Raw genomic sequence first — 22595 nt, forward strand, 5'->3', positions numbered from 1 at the left:
GTGGGCTCCTTACAGGGCGTTGAGCAGGGTGGAGAAAACTTGCTGCGCAGCTTTGATAATCTGCGATGACGCCGTGTAGTACTGCTGAAACTTGACCAGGTCGGCGGCCTCTTCGTCCAGGTTTACCCCGGCCACGGAGTCGCGGCTGTCGGTGGCGGAGCTAAGCACGGCCGCGGTCGCGGTCGCGTCGCCGCTGGCCTGGGCTGCTTTAGCGCCTACGTCTTCTACCAGTTTGGAATAAGCGCCGGTCATGCTCACGCCACCGCCACCGCTATTGGTGCCTACGGTTTTCGCGGTCTGCAGGCCAATCACTGCCGTGGCGTTGCGGTTGTCCGAAGCGCCGTTGCTGTTAAAGGCCACGGTGTAGCTGTCATTGGCCGCGGGCGAGCCGCTGACGTTCATCTGGAAGCTGGCGCTCATGGCCTTGCCATCGGCGCCCAGCATAGGGTTGCCGCTGTCATCGACCATAGGCACCGACACATTCAAGGTGTTGGTCTGGTTGGGCACGATGGTGCCGCTACCAATGCTGGCGCCGCTGGCGTTGAACACGGTGTAGCCTTGGGCGCCGTTGCTGGCCGAGCCGAACACCAGCTTGACCGGCAGGCCGTTCTCGATGCCGGTCTGGGCCTTGGCCAGGGCGGCGGAGTCGTACACGTTAAGCTGGGTGGTCAGGGTGGGCTGGGTCACACTGCCGCTACCGCTGTTGCCCGAGCTGCTGGTGGCCGCCAGAGGGCCGGCGAAGGCCAATTTGGAAACGTCCGTCAGGGCGGTTTTGATCTGCTCGGCGCCATTGCGGGTCGGCGTTACGGTAAAGGCGTCCCCTGCGACCAACGCATTACCCTTGAGCGCCAGGGTGAAGCCATCGATGGTTGGCGCCGGGTCTTCGTTCAACGAGTGGCTGCCCATGGAAGTGCCATCGGAACGGGTCACGGTGTAGGTGTTGGCGTCAGAGAACTTCACCGCGTAGTTGTACGAGGTCAGCGCGCTGCTGTTGGTAATGGTCACGTTCAGGTTGCCGGAGCCGTCGCTGTTGCGTGACGATGCCTGGCTGCGAGTGGCCACGGCCACATCGCTGTTGATGCTGGAGAACAGGCTGCTGCCGAAATTTCCGTTGTTGTCGACGCCCTGCCCCAGCTGGCTGTTGATCGAATCACTCACCACCATGGCCAGGCGGCCGAGTTCGTTCTGGGCCGGTTGCAGCACTTCATTGCGGTAGCGCAACAGGCCGCCAATCTGCCCACCGCTGACCACCGAGGTCACGTCGGTACTGTAGCTGGCGTAGTTCACCGTCAGCGCGTATTGGCTAGGGTCACTGCCGGGCTGGGCGGTCAGGGTGTTGGCCGAAGTACCGGACACGAGCGTTTGCCCGGTGCCCAGGTACACATCGTACTGGCCGTCGCGCTGCTGCACGGTCACGCCCACCAACTCGTTGAGCTGGCGCACGGCTTCGTCCCGGGAGTCCATCAAGCTGTTGGGGCTACCGGTACCAGACATGGCCACGATTTGCTGGTTAAGCGTAGCCACGGACTTGCTCAGGTTGTTGACCTGCTCGGAAAGCTGAGACAACTGGCTGTTCACGTCGGTGTTGGACGTGGACATCTGCGCGCCAATGGAATTGAAGCGGTTGGTCAGGGTATTGGCGGCCGTCACTAGCAACTGGCGCGACGCGGTATCGCTAGGCGTGGATGCCACGGTTTGCATCGACTTGAAAAAGTCCGAGAGCACCGAGGTGATGCCAGTGGTCTTGTTCGACAGCAACGAATCCATGGTGGCGGCGTTGGTGGACAAGGTGCCGGCTTCGGCTTTCAAGGCGGTGCTGCTGGCGACCTGATTCTGCAGGTAGGAGCTGTAGATCCGACGCACTTCGGCCAAGGTCGTTCCCGTGCCCACGTAGCCCGCGCCACCGATGCTTTGCAAGGCGCCAGCGTTGGACACCGTGGATTGCCGCGAATAACCGGCAGTGCCCACGTTGGAGATGTTGTTACTGGTCGTGGTCAGCGCGGCCTGGCTGGTAGACAGCCCCGACAGCCCGATGTTGATCAGATTCGCCATGGTTCAAACCTTATAAAGTCGTGGAGGAGCCGCTCGAGGCGTAGTTCTCGTAGCTCTCAAGCTGCTTGGCGATCGAGGCGATCTTGCTCGCGTAGCGCGGGTCGGTCGCGTAACCAGCCTTCTGCAGCTCTTTAACAAACTGTTCTGGGTTATCGGCCGCGTCGACCACACCTTGATAGCGATCATTGTTCTGCAACACGTTAACCAGGTCGTGGAAGCTGTCAGCAAAGGAGTCGTAGGCGCGGAATTGCGCCGTCTCCTTGACCACCTGGCCGCCTTCGTATTCGGCGGTCACGGCCCGGGCGGTCTCGCCCTTCCAGCTTGAACCTGCCTTGATGTTGAACAGGTTGTGGCTGCTGGCGCCATCGCCCTGGCGCAGCACCGACTTGCCCCACCCGGTTTCCAAGGCGGCCTGAGCCACCAGTACTTTCGGGTCTACGCCAATGCGCGCGGCGGCCTCCTGGGCCATCGGCAGCATGGTGGCGATGAATTCTTCGTGGTTGGCAAACGCCGCCTTGCCTGGCGCCAGGGGTACCTGGGCCAAGGTACGGGTGCCGTCCGCCGGGGCATTGGGCGCCGTGGCGTAGGGCTGGGTCCAGTCGCCATAGGCGGTGCCGGAGGACGCCTGGCCGTCGTTCTGCCCGGTAGTAGCACGGTTTGCAACCGCGGCCTCCACGCTGGCCGGGGCGGTGCCTGGCACGTTGATACGGTTATGGGTGGCCTGAGGGTGCAGCAGGTTGGCATGGGGTGCGTCGCCACGGACCAGGGTGTTGGCCTTGGTCGCCTGGGTGTCGCCCGGCACAATGCCCGCCAGCAGCCGGTCCACGGACTTGCTCGGCAGCGCCAGGCGACGCTGGTTGAGCAGGGCCATGTCGTTGCGCGAGGACGCTGCCGCGGCTTGGGCCTCGACCGAACCGTTGCGCACCGCGCCAAGGGCGTGCTGGGAAGGGTCGGGGCGAGCAAAGGGGTTAGCGCCGGTATGGGCCACGCTTTTGGTTTTCGATAGCTGGCGCATAAGCACGTCTTGCAGGCCAATGCCATTGCCCTGGTGCGCCAGGCTCACCGACAGTTGCTGATCGTACATGTCCTGGTACTGCTTGACGGCCTCGGAGTTCATGGGGTTGTCCTTGGCCAGCACATCGTTGGCCGAACGCATGGACTTGAGCATTTGCCCCACGAACACCGATTCGAACTCCTGAGCCACCTTGCGCAGGTTCGCTTCGCTGTCGCGATCACCTACCTTCAGCGAGTTCAGGCGGTTAAGGTCGGTATAGGCGCCAGAATCAGCGCCTGAAGAACTCACACCAGAAGCGCCGCCACCAGAAGACATGTCCATGCTGCATCACCTCAGATTACGATCAGGTCGGCTTGCAAGGCACCGGCCTGCTTCAAGGCTTCAAGTATCGCCATCAGGTCACTGGGCGCGGCGCCAACCTGGTTGACGGCACGCACGATCTCATCAAGCGTGGTTCCGGGGCCGAACTTGAACATGGGCTTGGCTTCCTGTTCGGCACTGACCTTCGAGCGTGGAACTACGGCGGTTTGGCCTCCGGACAACGGCCCGGGCTGGCTGACGATCGGGTCTTCGGTGATCGTCACTGTCAAACTGCCGTGGGTGACTGCCGCTGGCGTAACCTTGACGTTCTGGCCGATCACGATGGTGCCGGTCCGAGAGTTGATAATGACCTTGGCCATGGCCTGGCCGGGGTCTACTTCAAGGTTTTCCAATATCGACAGGTAGTCCACACGCTGATTGGGATCAAGCGGCGCGGTTACCCGAACCGATCCCCCGTCCACTGCACTTGCAACTCCCGCGCCAAGTAATTCATTGACCTTGTCAACGATGTGCTTGGCGGTGGTGAAGTCCGGCCGATTAAGGTTCAGGGTCAGGAAATTGCCCTGGTCGAAGCCGCTCGGCACCGAACGCTCTACCGTTGCGCCGCCAGGAATCCGGCCCGCGGAGGGCACGTTCACGGTGATTTTCGAGCCGTCCTTGCCTTCGGCGTCAAAACCCCCTACTACCAGGTTGCCCTGGGCGATGGCGTACACGTTGCCGTCAATACCCTTGAGCGGGGTCATCAACAGGCTGCCACCACGCAGGCTTTTGGAGTTACCAATGCTCGACACGGTAATGTCGATGGTCTGGCCGGGCTTGGAAAACGCCGGCAAATCGGCGTGGATGGACACCGCCGCGACGTTTTTCAGTTGCGCCGAGCCAGTCCCGGCGGGCACCTTGATGCCGAACTGAGCCAGCATGTTGTTGAACGTCTGCAGCGTGAAAGGCGTTTGCGTGGTCATGTCGCCGGTGCCGCTGAGGCCCACCACCAGCCCGTAGCCGATCAATTGGTTGCTACGAACGCCCTGAATACTGGCGATGTCCTTGAGGCGCTCGGCATGGGCGCCCAGCGCGGTCAGGCACAACAGGGATGCCGCCACCAACTGCTTGAAGTTCAACATGGTCATGCGCGCTCAGAAAGGGAAGTACGGGCTGGCGAAGAAGCGGTCCAACCACCCGGGCTGGCTGGCCTCGGCAAAGGAGCCGGTACCCGAGTAGGTGATACGGGCATCGGCCACGCGGGTCGACGACACGGTATTGTCGGTCGCAATGTCATCTGCACGAATCAGGCCAGCGATGCGTACCAGCTCCTGTCCGGTGTTGAGGGTGAGCCACTTCTCGCCCCGTACCGAAATGATCCCGTTGGGCAGCACATCGGCCACGGTCACGGTGACTGAGCCGGTCAGGCTGTTGCCTTGCGCAGCCTTGGCATCACCATTGGTGCTGCGGTCGCCGCTGTAGCCAGCGTCTAGGCTAAGGTCGCCGCCGCCCAAGGGGTTATTGGCCGATACGCCCCCGCCGAACAGCGAGGTCAAGCCCAGCTTGTTGCTACTGCTCTTAGTCACTTTCGAGTTGGCGCTTTTGCTCGCCGACGTCTTCTCCGCCAGGGTGATGGTGATGATGTCACCCACGCGGAAGGCCTTGCGGTCGGTGTACAGGTTCTGGTCGAAGCCTGCCTGGTAGATCGAGCCGTTGTTGCTGGCCGCCGGCAGTGGGGTGCGTGGCAGCACAGGGGCATAGTACGGGTCGTTCGCCTTCGGTGGCGGCGACATGCAACCACCGAGCAAAGCGGTTCCGGCCAACAACAACACAGCAGACAAACGATTCATGACTCCGACCTCACGGTGTAACTGATCCTTCAGGCATTCGAACAAGCGGTTAAGGGTTCTCAAACAGCGCTTACAGGTTTTGCGTCACGTACTGCAGCATCGAGTCGGCGGTGGAGATCACCTTGGAGTTCATCTCGTAGGCGCGTTGGGTGGTGATCATATTCACCAGTTCTTCAACGGTGCTCACGTTGGAGTTTTCCAGGGTGTTCTGCAGCACAGTGCCGAAGCCGTTCAGGCCAGGGGTACCTACGTTAGGCGCGCCGCTGGCAGCGGTTTCCAGATACAGGTTGCCGCCCATGGACTGCAGGCCGGCCGGGTTGATGAAGTCGGCGGTCTGGATGTTGCCAATCACCTGAGCGGTGGCGTTGCCCGTCACGGTGATGGACACGGTACCGTCAGTGCCCACGGTGAAGGTCTGGGCATCGGCCGGCACGGTCACGGCAGGCTGCAACGCCAGGCCATTGGCGGTAACGATCTGGCCATCGGAGTTCAAATGGAAGGTGCCGTCACGGGTGTATGAAATGGTCCCGTCAGGCTGCATCACCTGGAAGAAACCGCGACCGTTGACGGCCATGTCCAGCGGCTGGTCGGTGGTCTGAAGGCTACCGGCGGTGAAGTTCTTCTGGGTGCCGACGATGCGTACCCCGGTACCGACTTGCAGGCCGGAAGGCAATTCGCTGTCCTGGGTGGACTGAGCACCCGGCTGGCGTTTTACCTGGTACAGCAGGTCTTGGAACTCGGCACGGTCTTTCTTAAAGCCGGTGGTGGAAACGTTGGCCAGGTTGTTGGAAATGGTGGTCAGGTTGGTGTCCTGAGCGGCCAGGCCGGTTTTACTGACGTATAGTGCTGGAAGCATGGTGTTCTCCTTCGGGCGCCGGGTTTGCGTCGCCTGTGGTGTCAATAAAAGGGTGAGTTACCACTACATTTGCAGGACGCGTGCCATAGCTTCATCGTCTTCCTTGGCAGTCGTCATCATCTTGATATGCATCTCGAACTGCTTGGAAAGCGCCATTACCTGGGTCATCTCGTCCACGGCATTGACGTTGCTGCCTTGCAGGAAACCGGAGGTCATCGATACGGCGCCGTCCACCGCGGCAGGCTGGCCGTTTTTGGTGTGGATCATGCCGTCGGTGCCCTTGGTCAATTCCGCGGCGCCCGGGTTAACGGTTTTGATCCGGTCGACCACCGCCATCACCGATGGCGCCTGGCCGAGGGAACGGATGCTGATGGTGCCGTCCTGGCCCACTTCGATCTGTTCTTCCGGCGGTACCGCGATCGGGCCGCCGTTACCCAATACCGCCATGCCGGTGCTGGTGCGCAATACGCCCAGCGCGTCCACGTTAAGGCTGGCGCTTTTGGTATAGGCTTCAGAGCCATCGGGCGCTTGTACGGCAATCCAGCCTTCGCCGCCGATGGCTACGTCCAGGTCGCGGCCAGTGGCGATCATCGGGCCGCCGCTGAGGTCAGTGGCTGGGCGCTCGGTCATGGCATAGGCACGGGACGGCAGGGTGTCGCCAAACACTGGCATGGAGCGGGCCTGCTCCAGGTCTTTCTGGAAACCATTGGTGGACACGTTGGCCAGGTTGTTGGCGTGAGCCTTTTGCGCGAGGGCGTTCTGGCTGGCGCCGGTCATGGCTACGTACAGCATCTTATCCATGGTCGTCTCCTTGGCGGCTAGGCCGCTGAATCACTTGAGTACCAGAGCTATAGCAATACGCGGGCCAAGTTTTAAAAAATGGCTCAAGTGGCTCTAGATCAAGGGTTTCAGAGATCAGCCAAAATACTGGCGGACGCTTGGCGTCGATAAAACGGCGGTGCCTTGCCGCTGGTGCAAGGCGGTAATGCGGAATACTGACGGCGATAAAGGCTAACGCTCGCCGGCGAATTACGGGCGACACCCGGCGTTTTGGAACGGCCCGGCAAAGCGTTGATAAGCTTGGCCTGGGTCTGATTGCATGCAGACAAACTGCCCGGTGGCTAGGCTTTGATACTTGAACCAGGGCGCGGCCCCTGCTTCGGCAAGGCCGCTGGTGGCTGTCAGAAAAATCATCAACAGGTGAACGTAGGTTTTCATGGCGGCTCCCAGGCCAGGGCGGCGCCTCCTGGGGCCGCCCGGCTTGGATCAGGTCATCTGAATGATGGTTTGCATGATGGTGCTTTCGGTGGAAATGGTCTTGGCGTTGGCCTGGTAGTTACTCTGGGCCTTGATCAAGTTCACCAATTCGCTGGTCAAGTCCACGTTGGAGTCTTCCAACGAGCCTGCGGTCAACACTCCCATGGTGCCGCTGTTGGGTGCCCCTACGATAGGTACGCCCGAAGCGGAAGATTCGCGCCAGCCGGTGCCGCCGTTAGGGGACAGGCCCTGTACGTTGGCGAAGTTGGCCAAGGCTACCTGCCCAACGGTCTTGGACTGACCGTTGCTGTAGCTACCGAAGATGTTGCCGTCGGTGTCGATGGACAGCGACGACAGGCTGCCGGTGGCATAACCGTCTTGAGACTTGGCCGTAACCGCTGAGGTGGTGTTGTACGACGAAGTCTTGGCAATGTTCAGGGTCACGCCGCCGACCGCTGCGGTGGTGCCGTTGCTGGCCAACACACCCGCCGCGTTTTTGGCAGCCGGTACCCAGTTGGTCATGGTCAGCTTACCGTTGGCGTCTACGGTCATGTCTGTGCTGTTGGTGGTCGCCAGGCTGCCATCGGAGTTAAATGTCATCTTGGCCGCGAACGGCGTGGTGGACGCAGGGTTTGCCGGGTTTACACCGTCAATGGTGGTGTACATGGTCCAGGCGTTGGTGTCGTCCTTCACGAAATACTGCGACATGGTGTGGGAGTTGCCCTGGCTGTCGAAGATGTCGGTGCTGAAGGTGTAGTTGTAGCTCTCGGTATCGGTGGCATCGAATGGCGTGATCGTAGGCACGGCAGCGCTGGAGTTCAGGTTCAAGGTTTCATTCACGCTGGCGGTAGCCTTGGGCGCCAGGGCGGAGGTGTCCACCTTCAGGGTGGTCATGATGCCGTCGATGACCTTGCCGTTGCCGTCAGTGCCATAGCCCATCAGCTTGTTGCCACTGGCGTCGATGATGTTGCCGGTTTTGTCGGTACCGAAGGCGCCAGCACGGGTGTAGATCTTGTTGCCGTTGTCGCTGACCACGAAGAAGCCGTTGCCGTTGATAGCCATGTCCAGGCTAGCGCCGGTGCTGCTGATAGTGCCTTGGGTGAATTGCTGCGAAACCGCCGCGGTGGTCACGCCCGAACCTACGCCGTTCTTAGAGCTGCCCAGGAACAGCGAGTTGGCATACACGTCGCCGAACTCGGCGCGAGACTTCTTGAAACCGGTAGTCGCCACGTTGGCGATGTTGTTACCGGTTACGTTAAGAGCAGTATTGGCCGCGTTAAGACCGCTAAGGCCGGTATTGAAAGACATAGTTTATCTCCAGTGCCGATTAGCCGGCTTACGATCCAATGGATTTAACAGCGGACAACGCTACGCTCGAGCCGTCGGCCAATTTAAGGGACATATCACCTGCGGTGCTGCCGACCGTCACACTTGTGACGGTGGAAGGCAGATACATGGTTTGAGCAACTTCCTTGCCATCCACGTCTGCGCTGGCGACGAACTTATAAGTGCCCGACGGAAGGACGGCGCCCTCGTTGCTGGTGCCATCCCATTTGAAGCCGATGGTGCCCGCCTGTTGAGTACCCAGGTCGAGGTTCTTCACCAAGGTGCCATTGGCGTCATAGATTTTCACCACCGCGCCTGTAGTCGACGAAGCCAGATCGAACTGCCCGGTCAAGCCATTGGCGGTGTTTACCGCGGTGCTGCTGGCCGGCGCCAATACGGTGTGGCCTACCAGCGCCGACGCCTGCAGCGCCTGGCCGGAGGTGTAATTGCCCGCCAGGCCAGACACTGTGGTGTTGAGGTTGTTGATCCCTTCCACGCTACTGAACTGAGCCAGTTGCGCGACAAATTCGGAGTTGTCCTGCGGGTCCAGTGGGTTCTGGTTCTTCAGCTGAGTCACCAGCAGCTGTAAGAAGGTATCTTTACCCAAGGCTTGGCCGCCGGTGGCCGCGGAGGCCGCATCGGAAGATGCAGTATCGGTAGCCTTGGTTTTCTTAGCGCCCAGCTCATATTGCGAAAGTAATGAAGCGCTGGTGCTATCGGTAGTGGTAGTCATGGTTTATCCCTTGGCTTACTGACCCAGCGTCAGTACTTTCTGCATCATGGTCTTAGCGGTGTTCATAATGTCCGCGTTAGTTTGGAACGAACGGCTCGCGGAAATCATGTCAGCCATTTCCTCGACCACGTTTACATTGGGGTAGTACACATACCCGTCTTTGTTCGCCGCCGGGTTATTAGGCTCGTAGCGAGGTTCCAGGTTGGTTTGATCTTCTACAATGCCAGACACTTGAACGCCCTGCCCTGCCTGGCCCTGGTCTTCGAACAGCGAACCGCTGCCCGAAGTACCGCCGGCCTGGTCGGCCAATACAGTAGCGAATACCGGATGGCGCGCGCGGTAGGTCTGGTCGATGCTCGATGACACGGTCTCGGCGTTGGCGATGTTACTGGCCACGGTGTTGAGGCGAGTGGTCTGGGCGCTCATGCCGGTGCCGGCAATGTTGAATACGCTGGAAAGAGACATGAATTACTCCCCTTTGATGGCCGTGACCAGGCCACGGAATTTGTTGTTCAACAAGGTGAAGCTCGCTTGGAAGTCCACGGCGTTCTTGGCGTAGTTCGATTGCTCGATCTGCGCGTCTACGGTGTTCTGGTCCAGCGAAGGCTGAGTCGGTACGCGGTACTGCAGGGTGCCGTCATCGGCGCTCAGGCCTTCGGCATCCAGGTGCATGGCGTTGGTACGCTCAAGGCCAAAGCTACCCTTTTGGGTTTTCTCAGCCTGGGCGGCGAGGACTGACGAAAAGTCCACGTCCCGCGCCTTATAGTTAGGGGTGTCGGCGTTGGCGAGGTTGTTGGCCAGCACCTCAGCGCGCTGGGCACGGAAATTCAATGCCTGCTCGTGGATACCCAACGCCTTGTCAAAACTAATGCCCATGATCAATACCTCTGCGGCGAAACTTGATGTGCTAACCAAGCTATAGCAACAGCTGTGCCAACTTTGTAATGCGCTGTTTCTTAAGGGAAATTAATAAAACCCAGAAAAATGTCGCCAGAAAAGCGGCAATCTTTTTCCCGTGGCAAGCGCAAAGGGGGCGGCAAAGCGGCAATGCTGGCGTCAGAAAAACCTAAAGCCGAAAAGGAGTTGGGCGTAGAAGCCAGCAACGCTGGCGAACAAGATGTCTGTCAAAGATATAGGGGCATCGTTGTGCCCCTTTTCGCTCGCGCCTACTTGGCCTGGTAGATGATGCCAGGGCTGCACTGGACCATCTGGTATTTGTCTGGCAACCCGTTAAGGGCCTCGGAAGCGCCAAGAAACAGATACCCGCCCGGCTTCAAGGTGGCATGGATACGCGTCAGGATGTCCTTCTTCACTTCAGCGGAGAAGTAGATCAGCACGTTACGGCAGAACACCACATCGAACTTGCCCAGCGACGCATAGCTTTCCAACAGGTTAATGGGGCGGAATTCGATACGGCTGCGCAGTGGCGCTTTCACGGCCCAGCGATTGCCCGGTTTTACATCGAAATACCGCTGCAAACGCTCCGGGGACAACCCCCGGCCAATGGCCAAGCTGTCGTACTCCCCGCTGCGGCAGTTGATCAGCATGGAAGGCGACAAGTCCGTGGCCACGATTTGCACTCCACCCTTGAGTTGCCCAGGGTTGGCCTGGCTGAACTCCTCGAGGGTCATGGACAAGGAATAAGGCTCCTGACCCGACGAACAGGCCGCGGACCAGATACGCAAACGCTGCCCAAGGCTAGCCTTGGCCATCTCCGGCAGCACCCGGTTCTTCATCACCTCAAAGGGGTAGGTATCGCGAAACCACAGGGTTTCGTTGGTGGTCATGGCATCGACTACCTGCTCGCGCAAGCCACCACGGGGTTGGGTCTGAATGCGCTGCACCAACTCACCCAGGGTTTTGATCCCTTGTTGCTCCATCAGCTTATTGAGGCGGCTGGACACCAGGTACTGCTTGTTTTCCCCCAGCACGATGCCACAGGCTTTTTCCAGGAAGCCCCGGAACTGTTCAAAATCCGAATTTGCCGTAGCCAATGGTGCCGCCTCTTAAGTTGTTGACTCTGTGCCCAGCCCAAGCGGGGTCAGCCTTTTGCGTTGATACGTTCGACCACTCGGGATGCAAGATCGTCCGGGCGGAATTTGGCCAGGAAGTCATCCGCGCCTACCTTCTTTACCATCGCCTGGTTGAAGACACCTGATAGCGAGGTATGCAACACGATATGCAATTTCTGCAGCCGAGGATCGTTACGGATTTCCGCGGTCAGTGTGTAGCCGTCCATCTCGGGCATCTCGATGTCTGAAATCAACATCAGGAACTCTTCATTCGGGTCCCGGCCCTCGGCGACCATGGCCTTGAGGTATTCCAGGGCCTGACGGCCGTCATTGAGTGCGACCACTTCCACGCCCACGGTTTCCAGGCAACGGCTGACCTGCTTGCGAGCCACGGAGGAGTCGTCCACGGTCAACACGCGCATGGCCACTGCTTTTTTCTGCACTTCTTCGTTGATCACGCCACTGCTGATGGCTTCGGAGACCGGGGAAACCTCAGCGAGGATTTTCTCTACGTCGATGATTTCGACCAGTTGATCGTCTACCCGGGTCACCGCGGTAAGGTAGTGATCACGGCCGGTGCCCTTGGGTGGCGGATGGATCGCCTCCCAGTTCATGTTGACGATGCGCTCCACCGAGTGCACCAGAAACCCCTGAATCTTGGTGTTGTATTCGGTAATGATCACGAAGGTGTCCTGTACCGCCTCCAGCGAGCGCGAGCCCGTGGCCATGGACAGGTCGAGAATCGGGATGGTCGCGCCACGGATATTGGCCACGCCACGCACCACCGGGCTGGACTTTGGCATCAAGGTCAGCTTCGGGCACTGCAGCACTTCGCGAACTTTAAAGACGTTAATGCCATATAACTGTTTGCCGTTCAGACGGAACAACAACAGTTCAAGGCGGTTCTGCCCTACCAGTTGCGTGCGCTGGTTTACGGAATCCATCACACCAGCCATGTTAAACCTCCACCTTGTACTGTCGGCTTCGAGCCTCGCTCAGTGCTAGCGAGCCGTGATTTTGGCACGTCGCTTGCTCAAGCATAGCCATGAACGAGAAAACGCCATATTCACGACATCTGATCGCTACCCTGTATGGGTTGTTCGCAACCTTGTGTCTATTGGGGTCGGGGCGTGCGCTTGCCGACGACGTCACTGCACCCGAACAGCTTATCGGTGTGACTCAAGGGTTTCTTGAGTTCACGGTGGAAGATTATTTGGCAACCAGCCAGACCGAAGGCCGCTACGAAATAGAAGTCGCCAACTTGGACCCACGGCTACGCATGCCTCAATGTGACCGAGACCTGACCGCGCGCCTGGAGAGCCCTGCCATCCCCCTGGGCCGGGTTACGGTGCGCGTACGCTGTGAAGGCGGCTCACCTTGGACGGTGTTCGTACCCGCCACGGTGAAGCTGTTCCGCGAAGTGGTGGTCGCCACTCGGCCACTCAAGCGCGATACAGTGATCGCCGACGGTGACGTTGCCCTGCGCGAACGCGACGTTGGCCAACTCAATCAAGGCTTTTTGCCTTCGCTGGACCAGGCTGTCGGCCAACGGGTAATGCGACCGACGGTCATGGACCAAGTGCTGGCGCCGGTGCAGGTGGAGCAACCGGAAGTTATTCGCAAAGGTGACCAGGTGGTGATCACAGCCCGTACCGGCACCTTGGCGGTAAAAATGCCAGGCGAGGCCTTGAGCAATGGCGGCATGAATGAACAGATCCGGGTGCGCAACCTGAACTCACAGCGTGTAGTAAGGGCGCGGGTTACCGGTGCCGCTCAGGTGGAAGTGTCCATGTAAAGGCAAGCCGTGCTAGCGGCCTGGCCTTGATTTTCCTACACTTGGCGGATGAACCTTGCCTATTGGGTGCTTTCGAAAAATTACCCTAAAGTTTCTCGGCACCCGGTCGAAAACAAGGCAAGCGTCCAAACACCAAGGGGTTCATATCATGGTTATCGATTTCCGGAGCGTTACCGGCTCCACTCAAGTCTCAAGCACTGCGCGCACCACCGGTAGCAAGGCAGTTGGGGCTGTAGACGACGTCAAAAGCGTCAAGGAAACCAGCCAGGCGGGTGAATCCGTTCAGTTGAGCGATGTCGCTCAGCACATGAAGAAGGTCACCGAAAACCTGGGCACCGATGCGCCCGTCAATGCCGCGCGTATCGCCGAACTCAAGCAACAGATCGCAAGTGGCAGCTATCAGGTCGACAGCAGCCGTGTTGCCAGCAAAATGCTTTCCTTCGAGTCCTAAGCCCCCGCGGCTTAGGGTTTACCGGGCGCAATGATTACCAGAGCTCGCCATGCACGACACGACCTTGTTGCAACTGATTGAAGATGACATCGCGCCCGCCGAGCAACTCCAGGCGTTGCTGCGCGAAGAGTACACCGCGTTGCGGGGTCGTGACATGCAGTTGCTGGAAAACATTCTGGCCCACAAGCAGTCCCTGATCGTGCAGCTTGGCCAACATGGTCGGCGCCGCAGTGAACTGCTTGCCTCCCTGGGCCTGACCCCAGATGCTGAAGGGCTGGCGCAGTTGGCCGAGCAGTCTGTATTGGGCAAGGTACTGGTAGAGCGCGGTGAACACTTGGCGGGCATTCTTGCCGATTGCCAAGCGATCAACGAGCAAAACGGTCGAGCCATTGCCTTGCAGCAATTTGCCACGGCAAACCAGTTGAAAATCCTCAGCGGTGGTGATGCACCTTCGTTGTACACGGCCCGCGGCTCTACGGCGCGGCTGGCGACAGTACGGGCGTTCAGCCAGGCTTGACGTTCAGGTATCGCCACCACCACAGCAGTGGCACAATGCCTGCAACTTTTAGTGGGTTTGTAGCCCACTACGTTATCGCCCGGAGACCCGATCACTGTGTTCAACGCCCCAAGTGCGGATGATGCCCCGCAGCCGCCAAAGGTGCTCACTACGCCATTGGAAGTGCACGCTAACGTTAAGTCGCTGATGGATGGGCATGACCCCTTGATCGTGACGTTTACCGCGGGCCAGCAACGGTTTCAGAGCTATGTGGTAGAGGTGGATCGGGATGCTGGTACCTTTGCGCTGGACGAACTGATCCCGCGCGATGGCGAGCGCCTGCTGAACAGCGGCCAGCCCTTTCGAGTGGAGGGTTTCCATGACGGGGCGCGTATCGCCTGGGAGGCCCAGGGTACGTTTACGGTAGTGGACGACGAGCATGGCCGTAGCTATCATGGCCGCTTGCCCGCCGAGGTGATTTACCACCAGCGCCGCAACGCTTTCCGCGCTGCATTAAAGCTTTCATCTCTGGTTGATGTGGCCCTGGCAGGCGACAAGCTGGCCAAGACGCTGCGGGGGAAGTTGTTGGACCTGTCCGCAACCGGCTGCAAATTGCGCTTCGACGGTAACTGTGAGCATCTGCTGCAACTGGGGCAGGTATACGAACGGTTTTCAGCCGCCCTGCCCTTTGGCCCTATTACCACGCCTGTGGAGTTACGCCACCTTCACTTCGAGCAGCGGTTGAACACCACCTTCGCGGGCGTGCGTTTCCATACCATGACGGGGCTGGTGCAACGCAACGTGGAACGGTTCGTTTACCAGTTGCAGCGCAATGCCCGGCAATTCGAAAAGGACGACTTCTAAACCTCATCTGTAGGAGCCAGCAAGGCTGGCGAAGCGACCGATCCCAATTTGGCTCGGGCCATTGTTCGGCGGCTTCGCTGACGCCTACAGAGGCGGATGTCAATTATCCTTCATCTGATCTTCCACCACCTGCTCATCCACCCTTGGGTCCAAGGCGGCCACGAGGGGTGAGCTGGTCATGTTGTCTGGCATCGCGATATGGTGCAGCGGGGCATCTTCGACTTGGTGCAGGTTGGTCACCGCCTGTGGCCGCACGCGCCATACCAAGATAAGCGCAAAGAAGGAAACGAAGCCATAGAGCATTTCGCTGCCATAGAGCTTCATTACCACCCCAGCGGCCAACGGGCCAATACTTGCACCGATGCCATACGTCATCAGCAGCATGGCTGTAAGGGACACGCGCCGCTCACTTTCCACATGGTCGTTGGCAAAGGCCACGGCCAATGGATAGAGGCAAAACTGCAGTAGCGACACCACGAAGCCGCCTAGGAACAGCATCTCCACCGGCACCATAAACAGGCGCGGTAGCAGCGCCATGGGCAGTGCCAGCACGCACAGCACCCCTGCAATAACCCGTATCAGTCGCGGCCGATCATAGCGGTCAGACAACCAGCCAAGCGGCCATTGCACCACAAGCCCGGCGAAGACGCAGCAGCCCATGAACAGGCCCACTGCCTCCGTGCTCATGCCGCGCCCGGCTGCATATAAAGGCGCCAAGCCATAGAAGGCGCCGATGATCAGCCCAGCCCCCAGCACTGCTGTCAGTGACTGCGGCACCCGCTGCATAAAGAACCGAGGTTCCATGGGCGCCGAGTGCAGCGCGGCCGGGTGAATGCGACGGGTGAGGGCTACGGGTACCAGGCACACTGCAAAACACAGCGCGACCATCATCAACAGCTCCAACCCCAACTGCGGGTGCCATACCAGAATCAACTGCCCCAGTACCAGCCCCAGGTAGGACGCGATCATATAGCCGCCGAATACCAAGCCCCGCTGCCTGGCCTCGGCCTGCTCGTTGAGCCAGCTCTCGATCACCATGTACTGGCACATCATCCCCAGCCCAACCACTAAACGCAGGAGTAGCCAAACGGGCAAAAAGGAGGTCATGCCATGGCACAGCACGGCCGCGGTAACGATCCCGGCACACGCCGTGTACGCCCTTATATGACCAACCCGGGCAATAAGCCGGTGGCCGATCTTCCCGCCAAGCACCAGGCCAAAATAGTAGGCTGCCATAAGCGCGCCCACCCAGAGGCCATCAACGTTGTCCGCCGCCAGGCGCAAGGCCAGATAGGTGCTTAGCAACCCTGAGCCGATGAGCATCATCAAGGAAGCAAAGTACAGGCCACGAAAGTTTTCCAAAATCTGACGCATTGACGCTCCACAACTTCATACCACTACACATGACATCGCACCCGCCCCGCCAACATGGGCACGAGAGGGTCGCTGTTCACGAACGGCCTATGGATTAAAAGGTACTCTTTATTCATGCCTGGGCAGCGAGCACACGTCGCTCCCAAGGGGTAATTTCGTCCATGAAACTGGTCAACTCCAGGGCCTTGGTGGCAATGTAGCCTTCGATAAACTCACGTCCGAACAGTTCAACAGCCAGGGCGCTGGTTTTCAGACGCTTCAAGGCAACGTTGAGGTTACACGCCAAGGCCAGGTGATCCGGTACTTCAAACTCACCCTGTATGGGGGGCGCCGGCTCAAGCGCCTGTTCGATTCCATGCAGCCCAGCGGCGAGGCTGGCGCTGAGGGCGAGGTAGGGATTGGCGTCCGCGCCGGGCAATCGATTCTCAACCCGTCGCGCTGCTGGGGCGCTAGCAGGAATACGAAGCCCAGCAGCGCGATTGTCCTCCGACCAGCAGGCGTTGTTCGGGGATGCGTAGGGGTGAAACAGCCGCTGGTAGGCATTTACATTAGGCGCGAAAAACGCCGTAAGGTCACCCATTGCCGCTTGCAGGCCGCCAATGAAATGCCGAAAGGTATCGGTTGCTCGGCCCTGGGTATCACTGAATACACTGCGGCCATTATCCAAGGCCACAACACTTTGGTGAATATGCATGGAGCTACCCGGCATGCGGGCCAGAGGTTTGGCCATGCACACCACCATCAAGCCGTGCTTGAGCGCCACCTCCTTAAGCAAATGTTTGAATAGGAAGGTCTGGTCGGCAATCAGCAGTGGGTCCCCGTGGAGCAGATTGATCTCGAACTGGCTTACGCCCATCTCGTGCATAAAGGTGTCGCGCGGCAGCCCCAAGGCTCCCATGCAGTGGTAGACCTCTGTCCAGAAAGGGCGCAGACCGTTGTTGGAAGACACACTAAAGGCGCTATGCCCCTCCTCCCTCCTGCCATCGAGGCCCACCGGGGGCAAAAATGGCTGAGCCGGATCGCTGTGGGCGGCGAACACATAAAACTCAAGCTCCGTGGCCACCACCGGTGCCAGGCCCCGCGCGGCATAGCGTGCGATAACGTGCTTAAGCTGGGCTCTTGTAGAAAGCGGTGACCCACCACCCTTAAGTTCATGGGCATCGCAGATGGCAAGGGCGCGGGGGTGATCACTCCAAGGCAGCCGGTACAGGTGAGCAGGGTCGGGAATCAGCGCCAGGTCGCCATCATCGCTTCCGTAGAAGCGCGCAGGTGGGTAGCCGCCCATGATGCACTGCAGCAATACGCCTCTGGCTAGTTGCAAGCGACGCCCTTCTGCAAAGCCTGCCGCAGTCATAACCTTGCCACGGGGTACGCCGTTAAGGTCTGGGGTTACGCACTCGATTTCATCAACGCCCGCCAGAGGGCTTTCAGTCAACATGACGCGTTCCTTGTTATTCAAACAGAGCTATAAGGCAGTCTGAATAAAACTCGCATCGGCTGTTAAAAATATCAAGCGAAGACGAATCGGCTCAGTTGGCTGATTATTGGGCTAACCTTGACTGACGAACCTAAGTAAACGCCTACCCTGCTAAAAGGCTGTCGATCACAAGGCGCAAGAAAGGATGTGTCCCCGGCAGGAATCGAACCTGCATCTGAGCCTTAGGAGGGCCCCGTTCTATCCGTTGAACTACAAGGACATAAAACTGCAAGAAAAGCATGCGAGCGTGAGGGTAGGAGCGCTCGCTGCTCTATAGGCCTCGGATCACGGCCTGAAAAGCGGCTGCAAATCTATCACCCCGCCTAAGGAGATGCAAACTCCGGCACGACTGATGCCCTAAGGATATTTCGGTAAAGTGGATGAAGGCGAAATAAAGGCACTTTGCCTTTTCGTAATACCAAATTCAAACAGGCCATCGTGCAACATGCACGATAAAAAGTGTCAAACAATGCACATTGCATGCTTTCTAAATGTACCAGTTATCGCAAGCTACTGATTTATAAAGGAAATTACCTGATCGCACACCTGGCACACAGCGTGCTATGGCAATAGTGGCACTTTTGGATGCCAGCCGCGATGACACACTGGAGGCATGGATGAACGGCGCGCTCTATCTGGTTAATGCATTGGTCTTGGTAGCAGTGGTTTCGTTCCATTTTTTTGCAACCCCACCGGACAGTCGTGTGAACGTAGATGTTCGGAACTGGGTGCGCCCTCCAATCGCGCAACGTGCCGACCTGCATGAACGCCAGCACGCTCATACCGTCACGGCAACGGCTCCAACGCCCGAGGACATGCTGCAAACGCCATCGCATCGCCTCGACCGTTTTACTTTTTAAAGCAGGCTAGAACATGTCTCGGTCCGCAATGATATTCCTTACATGCACCCTGGTGTGCTTTGTTGCCGCTGCGGCGGTGCCCTCGCCTACCAATACCGCAAGTGGGCTGCTGTTGAGCATGAGCCTTGGTTGCGCGGTGCTGTTCGTATTGGCCTTGGTCAGAGGCAAGCGCATTCGCTTTAACCCGCAGTTGCGTTGAGGCGCTGTTGGTCAATCAACTCCAGCAACGCCGTACTCGCTGTTGCCAGGGTGGTGGAATTGTCCACGGCATACAACGTCAGGGCCTGACCTTGCCAATCACCCGTCATCTGGCTCAAGCGGTCATTGCGCGCCAGGCGAGCGTCTATCTCGGCAGTGGTTTCGCGCCCTCGGGCGGCAAGGCGAGCGCGTAGTACGTCAGGGGCGACTGTGATCACTGCCGGCAGCAGGGTCGGGTACTTGTTCAATGCCTCTGGCAGGTAACCCCGAGAACCATTAACCAGCACCCATTGCCCCTGGGCCAGCGCCTTATTGATATCGGCAGGTATGCCATAGCGTAAGCCATTGGCACTCCAATGCAGGGCAAAAGCACCTTCACCAATCATCCGCTCGAAGGCCTCACGGCTTACACCCAAAGCCTGTTCACCGCTGGCTTCGGCAGAGCGTGTGATAATTCTGCGTACTACCATTATCTGGCGCTCGGCAAGGCCCTCTCGGGAAGTGTCGATAACGCTGTCCTTGCCTGCGCCGGAAGCGCCCATCAGATAAATCAGTCGCCCTTCCCGCATCGATTACCTCTTTTTTAATCGCATACAACCTAATTGCCACTATGCTGTCTAGTGTGTAGCAAGGCTAGGTGGCAAGGTGCCAGACACTGGTTTTATTTACCAGACGTTTGGGGTCAGCGCGTGGCATGACCGCAATGTGACTAGCCGGTCGATCTTTGGCCAGTAACTGTATCCAGTCTGCATTTCAGACATTAGGTACTGGCAATAAGCCGGTGTTCAGGTCAATATTTGACACAGAATTGACGCCAGTGTTATGGCGTATTCCAGGCATAATGTTCGGCCAACCAGCATTTTTGATGGAACATTTGGCAGAAATGACTGTCGTACCCACATCCTGCGGCCTACTCCGAGGAACCGCTTTTTCTGAACTTAACCGGTTAACTATATGCGCCCAATGAAACAGGCAGTCTATTCCAGCCGCACCGCAGACAAGTTTGTCGTCCGCCTCCCCGATGGCATGCGCGAACGTATCGCTGAGGTCGCCCGGACTCACCACCGTAGCATGAACTCAGAGATCATCGCACGGCTGGAGCAGAGCCTCATTCAAGAGGGTGCGCTCGGCGAGGAGCTGAGCATGCGCCTCGATAGCCCGGAGCTTTCGCTCCATGAGCGCGAACTGCTGCAGCGTTTCCGTCAACTTGCACATCGCCAGCAGAATGCGCTGATTGCATTGATCGCCCACGATGCGGAGCTGGCGGCTGACGCCGACGCTTCTTGATCAGCAGATAGCACTGCGTATTTAACGCATCCAAAAAGGCCAGCTCGACAGCTGGCCTTTTTTATTGGGCGTTTGCACCGATTCCGGCTGTTTACATCAAGAATACCGTGGCCAACCCAAGGAAGATGAAAAACCCACCACTGTCTGTCATGGCGGTGATCATCACGCTGGCGCCCATGGCGGGGTCTTTGCCTAACTTGACCAAGGACATAGGGATCAACACCCCCATAAGCGCGGCCAGCAGCAGGTTCAAGGTCATGGCTGCAGTCATCACCACGCCCAGCGACCAACTGTGATATAGCAGCCAGGCGACAACGCCGATCACTCCCCCCCACACCAGCCCGTTGATCACGGCGACGGTTAGCTCTTTTTTCAGCAGCCTGCGGGTATTGCCGGTACTCACTTGGTCAAGGGCCATCGCGCGTACGATCATCGTGATGGTCTGGTTGCCCGAGTTGCCGCCTATTCCAGCCACGATGGGCATCAGCGCCGCAAGGGCTACCAGCCGTTCGATAGAGCCTTCGAACAGGCCAATTACCCGAGAAGCCAAAAACGCCGTGATCAGGTTGATGGCCAACCACGACCAGCGGTTGCGTAGCGAACGCCAGACCGAGGCAAAGATGTCTTCTTCTTCGCGCAAACCGGCCATGCTCAATACTTCGCTTTCACTCTCTTCGCGAATCAGATCGACCATTTCATCAATGGTCAAGCGGCCAATCAGGCGGCGATTCTTGTCGACCACCGGGGCAGACACCAGGTTGTAGCGCTCGAATGCTTGAGCGGCCTCGTAGGCATCCGCGTCCGGGTGGAAGGTTACCGGATCGCCCGCCATCACGTCGGCGACGCGCTTGTCCGGGTCGTTGACCAGTAGGCGCTTGATCGGCAGCACGCCCTTGAGCGCGCCCTCTTGATCGATGACAAACACCTTATCTGTGTGCCCAGGGAGTTCCCGCAGGCGCCGTAGATAGCGCAGCACCACTTCCAGGGTAACGTCTTCGCGGATGGTGACCATCTCGAAGTCCATTAGCGCGCCGACCTGGTCTTCGTCATAGCTCAGGGCTGAACGCACCCGCTCGCGCTGCTGGGCGTCCAGGCTTTCCATCAGTTCATGGACAACATCCCGGGGCAGTTCAGGGGCCAGGTCCGCCAGTTCGTCGGCATCCATTTCCTTGGCAGCCGCTAGCAGCTCATGGTCTTCCATGTCAGCGATAAGGGTTTCCCGGACCGCGTCGGAGACTTCCAGGAGAATGTCGCCATCGCGTTCAGCCTTTACCAGCTGCCAAACCGTCAACCGGTCGACCAGAGGCAGCGCTTCGAGAATATAGGCAATGTCCGCGGAGTGCAGATCATCGAGCTTGCGCTGTAGCTCCACCACGTTCTGGCGGTGCACCAGATTCTCGACCAGTGCCTGGTGCTGGCCTTCCTGGCGGTGGGTGAGGTCTTCAACGACCCGCTGCTTCTGTAGCAGCTCAACGACTTGACCCAGGCGGTCCTGCAGGCTTTCTTGCAGGTTTTTGACTTCGACTTCGGTCATAGGTGTACTCCACTCCCAGCAGTGGACCACACCGGGAGATCAATCAAAAAAGCGATAAGGGCCAAAGGCAGTGATTAAGGTTCTACTGGGTAAGTCCATGGAAAGCGTTTCCGAAGCCCCGGCGGGCAGACGGCGGCAATCATACCCGCTAACTGATCGATTTGGTTACTAAATTGTGGGTAAACAAATGCTTGCCCGCGTCACTTGCAGGGGTATAGCACGTTTAGATGACGAAGCATTGGCTAACACACCTGACCGCCAGCCCTAGCGGCTGCCGCTACGCTTATAGGTAGCAGGCCGGGGAGGCAAAAGATGACATTGAAAGCAAGCCTAGGGTGGCTGTTGGTTTTTACCATGGCCAAACAAGCCGAGGCCTCAGTGGTGCATAAGTGCGTGGGTACTGATGGCAAACTTACCTATACCCAAGGCGCCTGCCCGGATGGCAGCGCTGGGCTGCCTTATCGGGCATACAGCCCGCTACCCGGGAGCGTAACCCCTGCCCTGCCTGCTAGGGTGCATCCGACCAAGCCTGGGGCGAGTCAGTCACTAGCCGAGCCGGTCGCGCCCCAGCCTTCGTCTGCGTCCAAGGCCAAACCCCCGAAGCAACCTGCGAAGAAACCCGCCAAGAAAAAGAAACCGCCCAAGTACACGCCTTGGCGTAACTGATGCCGTGGCACAGGCCTTTGTTCGCCAGCTTTGCTCGCTTCTACGGTTAGCGTGTGAATTGCATAAATCCAGAGCAAAAAAAAGCCCGCATCCTTGGATACGGGCTTTGGAATATGGTGCACTCAGGAGGATTCGAACCTCCGACCGCTCGGTTCGTAGCCGAGTACTCTATCCAGCTGAGCTATGAGTGCA

25 protein-coding genes and 2 tRNA genes are annotated in these 22595 nt (G+C 58.7%); 8 read left to right on the top strand and 19 right to left on the bottom strand.

Going from position 1 to position 22595, the window contains the following annotated elements; genetic code table 11:
• Positions 1 to 9 precede the first annotated feature (9 nt).
• The 13 genes from flgK to ACWKV4_RS11150 all read right to left on the bottom strand — a co-directional run bounded on the left by flgK (position 10) and on the right by ACWKV4_RS11150 (position 12357).
• Positions 10 to 2052, bottom strand: coding sequence for a flagellar hook-associated protein FlgK (gene flgK / locus ACWKV4_RS11090; RefSeq protein ID WP_483832135.1), 2043 nt, complete (start codon positions 2050 to 2052; stop codon positions 10 to 12).
• A gap of 10 nt (positions 2053 to 2062) precedes the next feature.
• Complete coding sequence (gene flgJ / locus ACWKV4_RS11095; RefSeq protein ID WP_483832136.1) at positions 2063 to 3388, bottom strand: flagellar assembly peptidoglycan hydrolase FlgJ; 1326 nt, start codon at positions 3386 to 3388, stop codon at positions 2063 to 2065.
• Positions 3389 to 3399: 11 nt separating this feature from the next.
• Positions 3400 to 4509, bottom strand: coding sequence for a flagellar basal body P-ring protein FlgI (gene flgI, locus ACWKV4_RS11100; RefSeq protein ID WP_483832302.1), 1110 nt, complete (start codon positions 4507 to 4509; stop codon positions 3400 to 3402).
• A gap of 12 nt (positions 4510 to 4521) precedes the next feature.
• Positions 4522 to 5217, bottom strand: coding sequence for a flagellar basal body L-ring protein FlgH (gene flgH / locus ACWKV4_RS11105; protein ID WP_483832137.1), 696 nt, complete (start codon positions 5215 to 5217; stop codon positions 4522 to 4524).
• A gap of 70 nt (positions 5218 to 5287) precedes the next feature.
• Positions 5288 to 6073: a flagellar basal-body rod protein FlgG gene (gene flgG / locus ACWKV4_RS11110; RefSeq protein WP_483832138.1), complete on the bottom strand. Its 786-nt coding sequence runs from the start codon at positions 6071 to 6073 to the stop codon at positions 5288 to 5290.
• A 63-nt stretch (positions 6074 to 6136) separates the two neighbouring features.
• Positions 6137 to 6874, bottom strand: coding sequence for a flagellar basal body rod protein FlgF (flgF, locus tag ACWKV4_RS11115; protein ID WP_483832139.1), 738 nt, complete (start codon positions 6872 to 6874; stop codon positions 6137 to 6139).
• A 228-nt stretch (positions 6875 to 7102) separates the two neighbouring features.
• The gene (locus tag ACWKV4_RS11120) at positions 7103 to 7291 is read right to left on the bottom strand and encodes a hypothetical protein (RefSeq protein WP_483832140.1); all 189 of its coding nucleotides are present in this window, start codon (positions 7289 to 7291) and stop codon (positions 7103 to 7105) included.
• Between the two features lie 48 nt (positions 7292 to 7339).
• Entirely contained in the window at positions 7340 to 8638 is a 1299-nt protein-coding gene (flgE, locus tag ACWKV4_RS11125; RefSeq protein ID WP_483832141.1) for a flagellar hook protein FlgE, read from the bottom strand.
• A gap of 28 nt (positions 8639 to 8666) precedes the next feature.
• Positions 8667 to 9389 (bottom strand): flagellar hook assembly protein FlgD, encoded by a 723-nt coding sequence (locus ACWKV4_RS11130; RefSeq protein ID WP_483832142.1) that lies wholly within the window; start codon positions 9387 to 9389, stop codon positions 8667 to 8669.
• A 15-nt stretch (positions 9390 to 9404) separates the two neighbouring features.
• Positions 9405 to 9854, bottom strand: coding sequence for a flagellar basal body rod protein FlgC (flgC, locus tag ACWKV4_RS11135; protein WP_483832143.1), 450 nt, complete (start codon positions 9852 to 9854; stop codon positions 9405 to 9407).
• Positions 9855 to 9857: 3 nt separating this feature from the next.
• Positions 9858 to 10265 (bottom strand): flagellar basal body rod protein FlgB, encoded by a 408-nt coding sequence (flgB, locus tag ACWKV4_RS11140; RefSeq protein WP_483832144.1) that lies wholly within the window; start codon positions 10263 to 10265, stop codon positions 9858 to 9860.
• Between the two features lie 290 nt (positions 10266 to 10555).
• A complete protein-coding gene (cheR, locus tag ACWKV4_RS11145; RefSeq protein WP_483832145.1) occupies positions 10556 to 11383 on the bottom strand; it encodes a protein-glutamate O-methyltransferase CheR in 828 nt (275 codons plus the stop codon).
• Between the two features lie 47 nt (positions 11384 to 11430).
• Entirely contained in the window at positions 11431 to 12357 is a 927-nt protein-coding gene (locus ACWKV4_RS11150; RefSeq protein ID WP_483832146.1) for a chemotaxis protein CheV, read from the bottom strand.
• A gap of 89 nt (positions 12358 to 12446) precedes the next feature.
• Here ACWKV4_RS11150 and flgA point away from each other — a divergent pair, with 89 nt between their 5' ends.
• The 4 genes from flgA to ACWKV4_RS11170 all read left to right on the top strand — a co-directional run bounded on the left by flgA (position 12447) and on the right by ACWKV4_RS11170 (position 15007).
• Positions 12447 to 13196 (top strand): flagellar basal body P-ring formation chaperone FlgA, encoded by a 750-nt coding sequence (flgA, locus tag ACWKV4_RS11155; RefSeq protein ID WP_483832147.1) that lies wholly within the window; start codon positions 12447 to 12449, stop codon positions 13194 to 13196.
• A gap of 148 nt (positions 13197 to 13344) precedes the next feature.
• Positions 13345 to 13647, top strand: coding sequence for a flagellar biosynthesis anti-sigma factor FlgM (gene flgM, locus ACWKV4_RS11160; protein WP_483832148.1), 303 nt, complete (start codon positions 13345 to 13347; stop codon positions 13645 to 13647).
• A 49-nt stretch (positions 13648 to 13696) separates the two neighbouring features.
• A complete protein-coding gene (locus ACWKV4_RS11165) occupies positions 13697 to 14164 on the top strand; it encodes a flagella synthesis protein FlgN (RefSeq protein ID WP_483832149.1) in 468 nt (155 codons plus the stop codon).
• A 96-nt stretch (positions 14165 to 14260) separates the two neighbouring features.
• A complete protein-coding gene (locus tag ACWKV4_RS11170) occupies positions 14261 to 15007 on the top strand; it encodes a flagellar brake protein (protein ID WP_483832150.1) in 747 nt (248 codons plus the stop codon).
• Positions 15008 to 15106: 99 nt separating this feature from the next.
• Here ACWKV4_RS11170 and ACWKV4_RS11175 read toward each other — a convergent pair whose 3' ends face one another.
• The 3 genes from ACWKV4_RS11175 to ACWKV4_RS11185 all read right to left on the bottom strand — a co-directional run bounded on the left by ACWKV4_RS11175 (position 15107) and on the right by ACWKV4_RS11185 (position 18078).
• Positions 15107 to 16381, bottom strand: a complete 1275-nt coding sequence (locus ACWKV4_RS11175; RefSeq protein ID WP_483832151.1) for an MFS transporter — start codon at positions 16379 to 16381, stop codon at positions 15107 to 15109.
• Positions 16382 to 16493: 112 nt separating this feature from the next.
• Positions 16494 to 17735 carry a glutamine synthetase family protein gene (locus ACWKV4_RS11180; protein WP_483832303.1) on the bottom strand — a complete coding sequence of 414 codons (1242 nt, stop codon included), beginning with the start codon at positions 17733 to 17735 and terminating at the stop codon, positions 16494 to 16496.
• A 271-nt stretch (positions 17736 to 18006) separates the two neighbouring features.
• Positions 18007 to 18078, bottom strand: a tRNA-Arg gene (locus tag ACWKV4_RS11185).
• A gap of 397 nt (positions 18079 to 18475) precedes the next feature.
• Between ACWKV4_RS11185 and ACWKV4_RS11190 the strand changes: the two genes are divergently transcribed.
• Positions 18476 to 18718: a hypothetical protein gene (locus ACWKV4_RS11190; protein WP_483832152.1), complete on the top strand. Its 243-nt coding sequence runs from the start codon at positions 18476 to 18478 to the stop codon at positions 18716 to 18718.
• A 13-nt stretch (positions 18719 to 18731) separates the two neighbouring features.
• On the top strand, positions 18732 to 18917 hold the full coding sequence (locus ACWKV4_RS11195; protein ID WP_483832153.1) for a PA3371 family protein: 186 nt from the start codon (positions 18732 to 18734) through the stop codon (positions 18915 to 18917).
• Here ACWKV4_RS11195 and phnN read toward each other — a convergent pair.
• Entirely contained in the window at positions 18898 to 19485 is a 588-nt protein-coding gene (gene phnN, locus ACWKV4_RS11200) for a phosphonate metabolism protein/1,5-bisphosphokinase (PRPP-forming) PhnN (protein WP_483832154.1), read from the bottom strand. The two genes, ACWKV4_RS11195 and phnN, sit on opposite strands and share 20 nt — an antisense overlap.
• 385 nt (positions 19486 to 19870) lie before the next feature.
• On the opposite strand from phnN, the gene ACWKV4_RS11205 reads away from it, so the two are divergent.
• Positions 19871 to 20203, top strand: a complete 333-nt coding sequence (locus tag ACWKV4_RS11205; protein ID WP_483832155.1) for an Arc family DNA-binding protein — start codon at positions 19871 to 19873, stop codon at positions 20201 to 20203.
• 91 nt (positions 20204 to 20294) lie between these two features.
• On the opposite strand, the gene mgtE is transcribed toward ACWKV4_RS11205, so the two are convergent.
• The gene (mgtE, locus tag ACWKV4_RS11210; protein WP_483832156.1) at positions 20295 to 21737 is read right to left on the bottom strand and encodes a magnesium transporter; all 1443 of its coding nucleotides are present in this window, start codon (positions 21735 to 21737) and stop codon (positions 20295 to 20297) included.
• Between the two features lie 312 nt (positions 21738 to 22049).
• Here mgtE and ACWKV4_RS11215 point away from each other — a divergent pair, with 312 nt between their 5' ends.
• Positions 22050 to 22403, top strand: a complete 354-nt coding sequence (locus ACWKV4_RS11215; RefSeq protein WP_483832157.1) for a hypothetical protein — start codon at positions 22050 to 22052, stop codon at positions 22401 to 22403.
• Between the two features lie 114 nt (positions 22404 to 22517).
• Here ACWKV4_RS11215 and ACWKV4_RS11220 read toward each other — a convergent pair.
• Positions 22518 to 22594, bottom strand: a tRNA-Arg gene (locus ACWKV4_RS11220).
• Between the last annotated feature and the right edge of the window lies 1 nt (position 22595).

This window comes from Pseudomonas artemisiae (assembly GCF_057128685.1).

What these genes read in the sequence shown, in the direction of transcription:
- flgG (WP_483832138.1), bottom strand. Translation starts at nt 6,073, where the DNA reads ATGCTTCCAGCACTATACGTCAGTAAAACCGGCCTGGCCGCTCAGGAC.
- flgE (WP_483832141.1), bottom strand. Translation starts at nt 8,638, where the DNA reads ATGTCTTTCAATACCGGCCTTAGCGGTCTTAACGCGGCCAATACTGCT.
- mgtE (WP_483832156.1), bottom strand. Translation starts at nt 21,737, where the DNA reads ATGACCGAAGTCGAAGTCAAAAACCTGCAAGAAAGCCTGCAGGACCGC.
- flgK (WP_483832135.1), bottom strand. Translation starts at nt 2,052, where the DNA reads ATGGCGAATCTGATCAACATCGGGCTGTCGGGGCTGTCTACCAGCCAG.
- flgA (WP_483832147.1), top strand. Translation starts at nt 12,447, where the DNA reads ATGAACGAGAAAACGCCATATTCACGACATCTGATCGCTACCCTGTAT.
- ACWKV4_RS11130 (WP_483832142.1), bottom strand. Translation starts at nt 9,389, where the DNA reads ATGACTACCACTACCGATAGCACCAGCGCTTCATTACTTTCGCAATAT.
- flgJ (WP_483832136.1), bottom strand. Translation starts at nt 3,388, where the DNA reads ATGGACATGTCTTCTGGTGGCGGCGCTTCTGGTGTGAGTTCTTCAGGC.
- ACWKV4_RS11165 (WP_483832149.1), top strand. Translation starts at nt 13,697, where the DNA reads ATGCACGACACGACCTTGTTGCAACTGATTGAAGATGACATCGCGCCC.
- ACWKV4_RS11150 (WP_483832146.1), bottom strand. Translation starts at nt 12,357, where the DNA reads ATGGCTGGTGTGATGGATTCCGTAAACCAGCGCACGCAACTGGTAGGG.
- flgB (WP_483832144.1), bottom strand. Translation starts at nt 10,265, where the DNA reads ATGGGCATTAGTTTTGACAAGGCGTTGGGTATCCACGAGCAGGCATTG.
- ACWKV4_RS11120 (WP_483832140.1), bottom strand. Translation starts at nt 7,291, where the DNA reads ATGAAAACCTACGTTCACCTGTTGATGATTTTTCTGACAGCCACCAGC.
- ACWKV4_RS11205 (WP_483832155.1), top strand. Translation starts at nt 19,871, where the DNA reads ATGCGCCCAATGAAACAGGCAGTCTATTCCAGCCGCACCGCAGACAAG.
- ACWKV4_RS11215 (WP_483832157.1), top strand. Translation starts at nt 22,050, where the DNA reads ATGACATTGAAAGCAAGCCTAGGGTGGCTGTTGGTTTTTACCATGGCC.
- phnN (WP_483832154.1), bottom strand. Translation starts at nt 19,485, where the DNA reads ATGCGGGAAGGGCGACTGATTTATCTGATGGGCGCTTCCGGCGCAGGC.
- flgM (WP_483832148.1), top strand. Translation starts at nt 13,345, where the DNA reads ATGGTTATCGATTTCCGGAGCGTTACCGGCTCCACTCAAGTCTCAAGC.
- ACWKV4_RS11175 (WP_483832151.1), bottom strand. Translation starts at nt 16,381, where the DNA reads ATGCGTCAGATTTTGGAAAACTTTCGTGGCCTGTACTTTGCTTCCTTG.
- flgI (WP_483832302.1), bottom strand. Translation starts at nt 4,509, where the DNA reads ATGTTGAACTTCAAGCAGTTGGTGGCGGCATCCCTGTTGTGCCTGACC.
- ACWKV4_RS11190 (WP_483832152.1), top strand. Translation starts at nt 18,476, where the DNA reads ATGAACGGCGCGCTCTATCTGGTTAATGCATTGGTCTTGGTAGCAGTG.
- flgF (WP_483832139.1), bottom strand. Translation starts at nt 6,874, where the DNA reads ATGGATAAGATGCTGTACGTAGCCATGACCGGCGCCAGCCAGAACGCC.
- ACWKV4_RS11195 (WP_483832153.1), top strand. Translation starts at nt 18,732, where the DNA reads ATGTCTCGGTCCGCAATGATATTCCTTACATGCACCCTGGTGTGCTTT.
- ACWKV4_RS11180 (WP_483832303.1), bottom strand. Translation starts at nt 17,735, where the DNA reads ATGACTGCGGCAGGCTTTGCAGAAGGGCGTCGCTTGCAACTAGCCAGA.
- flgH (WP_483832137.1), bottom strand. Translation starts at nt 5,217, where the DNA reads ATGAATCGTTTGTCTGCTGTGTTGTTGTTGGCCGGAACCGCTTTGCTC.
- flgC (WP_483832143.1), bottom strand. Translation starts at nt 9,854, where the DNA reads ATGTCTCTTTCCAGCGTATTCAACATTGCCGGCACCGGCATGAGCGCC.